Source organism: Streptomyces poriferorum, assembly GCF_019399235.1.
Classification (GTDB): Bacteria; Actinomycetota; Actinomycetes; order Streptomycetales; family Streptomycetaceae; genus Streptomyces; species Streptomyces poriferorum.
On record NZ_JAELVH010000561.1, the window covers coordinates 1 to 5,916 of the forward strand.

Sequence of the window (5,916 nt, forward strand, 5' to 3'; positions counted from 1 at the left end):
CGGGCCGATGTGCCGGTGCGCCCGGTGAGCCGGCCCGGCCCGGGGCCGGCCGACGACCCGCAACGCGTACGGACCCGGGTGGACTTCACTGCCGACACCGACCGGGTCACGTTCGCCTCGGTCTACCAGGCGGCATCGGCCGGTCCCGCGGTCACCGACGTACGCCTGGACGGCGACGGGCTGACGGTCTGCCTGGCCGACGGCAGCACCACACGGTTCCGGACGGAGGACTGACCCTTGCTGCTCTCGGCGACCCCGCCGCCCGGCGCGCGTCCCGCGCAGGAGGCGCGGCTGTACGAGGAGGCCACCCGCCACCGCGGTCTGACCCCGCCCCGTACGCACCCCCTGGCCAGCATCACGTGGCTCGGCCCCGCCGCCTCCAACCCGGCCCTGGCCCTGGCGACGGCCGGATACGTGCTGGGCAAGGAGGAGTGGACCGAGCGCGCCAAGGACAATCTCGGGACCGTCCTGGACCTGATGCCGGAGGACGGATCGCACGCCGAGGGCGTCGTCTACTGGCGCTACGGTGTGCCGTTCCTCGCCGCCCACCTGGACCTCCTCAATGAGGCGGAGGGCATCGACTGGTGGGACAGGGGCGGATTCATGTCGCGCACGTTCCGCTACCGGCTGCACCAGACAGCGCCTGGCTTCGCGTTCAACGTCGACCACGGCGACTGCCACGACCGGCGCAGAGGCCAAGGGCTGGGACACCCTCAACCAGGGTCACCACCACCCCGATTCGGGTTCGTTCGTGTTCGTGTCGCAGGGTGCGTTCCTCGCCGTGGACGAGGGCTACAGCAACCGCAAGCGGGCCGCGCACCACAATCTGCTGCTGGTGGACGGGCAGGGGTACGCGGACGAGGACCGGTACCACGTGTACCGGGACATCCCCTTCGAGCGGCAGGCCCGGCAGCGCGATGTACTCGTCTCCGCCGAATGCGGGTGGGCCCACGCCACGGCGGAGATCGCCGCGATGTACGACGCGGGCCTGGGGGTGCGGCGGCTCGACCGGACGCTGGTGTTCACCCCGTCGGGGCGCCTGGTGCTGCTGGACCTCGCCGAGGCGGACGCGGCGCGGGAGTGGACGTTCCTCCTTCAGACCGACCGGCCGACCGAGCCGCAGCAGGACGGCAGCCGGCTGATCCGCTCCGGGTCGGCCTCGGCCCGGTTTTGGCAGTTCGCCCCCGCCGATTGCCGTGTCGTCGTCGAGGTCACCGAGGTGGAGGCCAACCCGACGTCGAGCACGCCGGAGTTGCGCCTCACCCGCACTCTGCACACGCTGCGCTCGACCACGACGCGGTCGGTGGAGGGGCTGTTTCTCACCACGATCGCCCCGGGAACGGAGACGGAGGCCACCCGGGTTCCCTGCGCGGAGGGCCAGGGCGTGACGTTCGGGACCGAGACCGTGCTGCTCTCCCCCGTCGCCCGGCGCATCCGTGCCGAAGAGGTCCTCGCCGACGCGGCAGCCGTACTGCTCACCACGGGCGACGCACCCCATGTCGTCGCGGCGACCCGGCTGGAGCTGGGCGGCAAGGTGCTCCTCGACGTGGCGGAACCGTACACAGGAAAGGTCGGCTGATCATGCAGGCAACTCTCTCGTCCGGCTGGCCGACGCTGCTGCGGCGGCTGGAGTTCGTGGCCTACCCGGCCGCCGCCGGCGCCGCGTTCGCCGTGCTGTCGCTGGGGGTGGTGACCTGGCTGCCCGCGCTCGCCGCGATGGCGCACGGGCTCCAGCGGTGGCGGGCCGATGGGGACAGCCGCGCCTTCGTCATGACGTTCAGGGCCTTCCCGCAGTACTGGCGGGCGCTGTGGCGGCATTCGCTCGTATCCACGGCGGCCGGAGGCGTGCTGGCCGCCAACATCGTTCATCTGCTGGGCCGTTCGGAGCCGTGGACCTTCGTGCTGCTGGCGGCCCAGGTGGGCATCGCGGCCGCCCTGGTCATCCACCACGTGGCGTTCGCCGCTGAAGCCGGCCGGGCCCCGGGCGGCACGGTCCGCGTCTGGACCCGGGGCGCGCTGGCGCTCGGCTTCGGTTCGGCCGCCCGGGGCACCGCCCTGCTCGGCGCGGTGGTCTCCGCCGTGCTCCTCTCCCTCGTCGTACCGCTGGGGCCATTGCTGCTCGGCCCCAGCATTCCCGTACTGCTCGCTCTGTCCTTCGCTGATCCCAGGAGGCACACCCCATGAGCCACGCACTGCGCACCACCCTCGTCGCCGCGCTCGCCGTCGGCGCCCCGCTCGTCCTTCCCCCGCCGTCGGTGGCCGCTGCCGCCGCCACCGCCTACTACGTGTCGCCGTCCGGCAGCGACAGCAACTCCGGCACGTCGGCGGGCTCCCCGCTCGCCACGATCCAGAAGGCGGTCGATCTGGCGCCGACGGGCGCGGTGGTGAACCTGGCCGCCGGTACGTACAAGCAGGATGTCGTGACCAAGCGCGCCGGCGTCACGATCACCGGCCCGGCGAACGCCGTGGTGAAGGGGGCCGGTGACGCGCGGATCATTCAGGTGCAGCACGACTCGACGACGCTGAACGGGTTCACCGTCGACGGGCTGCACGGATCGTCCACCGATGTGGCGGGGTACCGCCTCAAGCTCATATATGTCATGAGCACGACTCCCGGTAACGGTGTGGGCGGTCTGAGCATCACCGGAATGACGCTGAAGAACGCCGCCGACGAATGTCTGCGCGTCCGCTATCTGGTGACCGGCGCCGACATCTCCGGGAACACCATCACCGACTGCGGTGTCGCCGACTTCAAGTTCGGCGGCGGAGGCAAGAACGGCGAGGGCATCTACCTCGGTACGGCTCCGGAGCAGCAGGGTGCGAACGGGGCCCCGGACGCCGCCCCCGACATCAGCAGGAACAACCGCATCCACCACAACACGATCGCCACCCGCGGCAACGAGTGCGTCGACGTGAAGGAGAACGCGACCAACAACTACGTCGAGTACAACGACTGCAGTCAGCAGAAGGACTCCAGCTCCGGCGGGCTCGACGCGCGCGGCAGCGGCAACATCTTCCGCTACAACACGATCCACGACAACGCCGGCGCGGGCATCCGGCTCGGTGGTGACACCGCGACCGACGGCATCGGCACCAGCGTCTACGGCAACACGATCACCGGGAACGCCGGCGGCGGCATCAAGTTCATGCGCACACCGCAGGGCCCCGTCTGCACCAACACGATGAGCGGGAACACCGGCGGCGACGCCGTGGGCACCTACGGCAGCGAGTACGCGCCGACCGGCGCGTGCCCCCAGTGAGCGGGCGGGGTCCCGCGAGACGCGGGGTACTGACGGCGGCGGCCGGGCTGGCCGCGGCCGTGGCGGCGGCGCCGGGCGCGCAGGCCGCCGAGGGACCGGGGGCCGGTGCGCGCCGCTCGCGCTGGACGACGTCGTGGGCGACCGCGCAGACCGCGCCGACGCCCACCGACACGGTGGCGAGCGCCGGGCTGACGCAGGGCACGTTCACCGCGCACGTACGGCTGTCGGCAGGCGGACAGGTCCGGCTGCGCTACGGGCACGCCTTCGGCACGGCGCCGGTCCTCATCGGTCCGGTGACCGCGGGCGGCAGGCCCGTGACCTTCGGCGGGCAGCGGCAGGCGTGGCTTGCCGCGGGTGCCTCGCTGACCAGCGACGCGGTCGCGGGCCTGCGGGCCGCCGAAGCCTCCCTCCTGACGATCCGTACCGAACTGCCGGGTCCCACCGGCCCGTTGTCGTTCCACCGCAACACCCATGCCTCGCACGACGTCGACGGGGTCCGCACCACATCGGTGTTCCTGCTGACGGGCGTCGAGGTGACGGGCGCGCACGGGCCGGTCATCGCGGTGCTCGGCGACTCCATCGCGGAGGGCGTCGGCACACCCGACGACTCCGATCTGCGCTGGCCCGACCAGCTGGCCCGGCGGCTTCCCGGTGCGGCGGTCGCCGATCTCGGGATCAGCGGCAACCGCGTGCTGCTGGACGACGCACGGTTCGGGCCGGGCGGGCAGGCGCGCTTCGACCGCGATGTGCTGTCCCTGCCCGGGCTGCGGACCGTTCTGGTCCACCTCGGGGTCAACGACCTCCAGCAGCCGCCCAGCCAGATGGACCCGGCGCTCGTCCTGGCCGGCTACCGGCAGCTGGTGCTGCGCGCCCGTGACGCCGGACTGCGCGTGATCGGCGCGACCATCGCCCCGTTCGGCGGCTGGACCCGCTGGACGCCCGAGCTGGAGACGGTGCGGCAGCGGATCAACGCGGCCGTGCGGACCGGCCGGGTCTTCGACGCCGTGGCCGACTTCGACGCGGCCCTGCGCGATCCGGACCACCCGGAGCGGCTGCTGCCGGCGTACGACAGCGGCGACGGCCTCCACCCCAGTCCTTCCGGCCACGCGGCGCTCGCCGCGGCCGTCGACCGCCGACACCTTCTGTGAGGGCCCGCATCATGAACCCAGGCACCACCAGGGGCACCACGCGCCGCACCGTCCTCGCGGGTGCGGCGGCGCTCGGCGCCGCCGCCGCCCTGCCGCTCACGCTCACTGCGGGCACCGCACACGCCGCGGACCCGGTCGACGACGCCGCCTCGCTCCGGAGCAGGTGGCACACCCTCCTCACCGGCGGCCCGGGCCTCGACCTCACGGACGCACGGATCGCCGCGGCCGTGGCGAGGATCGGCAAGGCCGCGACCACCTCGGCGAACGGCCTGGACCCGTCCCGTACCGACGGGCTCTTCCCCGACCTGACGAGCACCACGCTCTCCAACCACGTCACCACGTCGTTCAAGCGCCTGGCGACCGTGGCGACCGCGTGGGCCGTCCCCGGCACCGTCCAGTACGGCGACACCGCGCTGCGGGACCTGCTCCTGGCAGGCATCGACTGGATGCTGACGAACCGGTACGGCCCCGGGCACACCCGGTTCGACAACGACTGGGACTGGGAGATCGGCTCCGCCCTCGCGCTCAACGACGCCGCCGTGCTGCTGTACGACGTGCTCGGAACGGAACGCCTCGACCGGATCAACGCGGCCGTCCGCAGCTATACGCCGGACCCGAACCTGTGGCGGGCCGACCGGCAGATCGCGACCGGTGCCAACCGGGTGTGGATCTCCACCGTGGTCGCCGTGAACGCGGTGCTCCGCGACAGCGGCGACGACCTGGTGCGGGTCCGTGACGCTCTTTCGGACGTCGAGGGTTCGGGCGCCAACAGCGTCCTCGCCTTCAACGACGCGAGCGCGGCGTCCGAGGGCACGGGCGAGGGTTTCTACTCCGACGGCTCGTTCCTCCAGCACTACAAGCACCCGTACAACGGCGGCTACGGCAAGGAACTGCTCAACAACCTGTCCCGGCTGCTGAACCTCCTGGCGGGTACGGCGTGGACGGTGACCGATCCCGATCTCGACAACGTCCGGTTCTGGGTCGACGAGGGCTTCGATCCGCTCCTTGCGCGTGGCGATGTCATGGCATCGGTGTGCGGGCGCGAGATCGCCCGCCCGAGCAAGCAGGGCCACGTCTCGGCGCAGACGGTCATCGAGGCGGTGGTCCGGCTGATCCCGAGCTTCCCGGGCGAGACCGCCGACCGGTTCACCTCCCTGGTCAAGCAGTGGATCGCCGAGGACACCTACCGGGACTTCCTCGCCGTCACCGACCTCGCCTCCCTCGTCGCGGCCCGGAACGTCATCGCGTCCCCGGTTCCGGCGCGCGGCCCGCTGGTCGGCCACAAGCAGCACCCCCGGATGGACAAGGCGGCCCACCACCGGCCCTCGTTCGCCCTCGGCATCTCCGCGTACTCGTCCCGGATCTACAACTACGAGTCGATCCAGAACGAGAACCTGCACGCCTGGCACCTCTCCGACGGCATGGTGCTCCTCTACACCGACGACCTCGGCCACTACAGCGAGGACTACTGGCCCACCGTCGATCCCGCACGGCTGCCCGGCACCACC

At 72.0% G+C, this 5,916-nt stretch carries 5 protein-coding genes and 1 pseudogene; all 6 read left to right on the forward strand.

Annotated elements, in window-relative coordinates:
* Positions 1 to 234: pseudogene (locus JGS39_RS39605) on the forward strand (heparinase II/III domain-containing protein); the annotation flags it as partial.
* A 523-nt stretch (positions 235 to 757) separates the two neighbouring features.
* Complete coding sequence (locus JGS39_RS39610) at positions 758 to 1,579, forward strand: hypothetical protein (RefSeq protein WP_308121003.1); 822 nt, start codon at positions 758 to 760, stop codon at positions 1,577 to 1,579.
* A gap of 2 nt (positions 1,580 to 1,581) precedes the next feature.
* Positions 1,582 to 2,184, forward strand: coding sequence for a YesL family protein (locus tag JGS39_RS39615; protein WP_219574601.1), 603 nt, complete (start codon positions 1,582 to 1,584; stop codon positions 2,182 to 2,184).
* Positions 2,181 to 3,260: a DUF1565 domain-containing protein gene (locus JGS39_RS39620; RefSeq protein WP_219574602.1), complete on the forward strand. Its 1,080-nt coding sequence runs from the start codon at positions 2,181 to 2,183 to the stop codon at positions 3,258 to 3,260. The genes JGS39_RS39615 and JGS39_RS39620 overlap by 4 nt, the downstream gene beginning before the upstream one ends.
* The gene (locus JGS39_RS39625) at positions 3,257 to 4,408 is read left to right on the forward strand and encodes an SGNH/GDSL hydrolase family protein (protein ID WP_219574603.1); all 1,152 of its coding nucleotides are present in this window, start codon (positions 3,257 to 3,259) and stop codon (positions 4,406 to 4,408) included. The genes JGS39_RS39620 and JGS39_RS39625 overlap by 4 nt, the downstream gene beginning before the upstream one ends.
* A gap of 11 nt (positions 4,409 to 4,419) precedes the next feature.
* Positions 4,420 to 5,916: polysaccharide lyase family 8 super-sandwich domain-containing protein (locus JGS39_RS39630; RefSeq protein WP_308121005.1), on the forward strand; the 1,497-nt coding region annotated here is incomplete at its 3' end.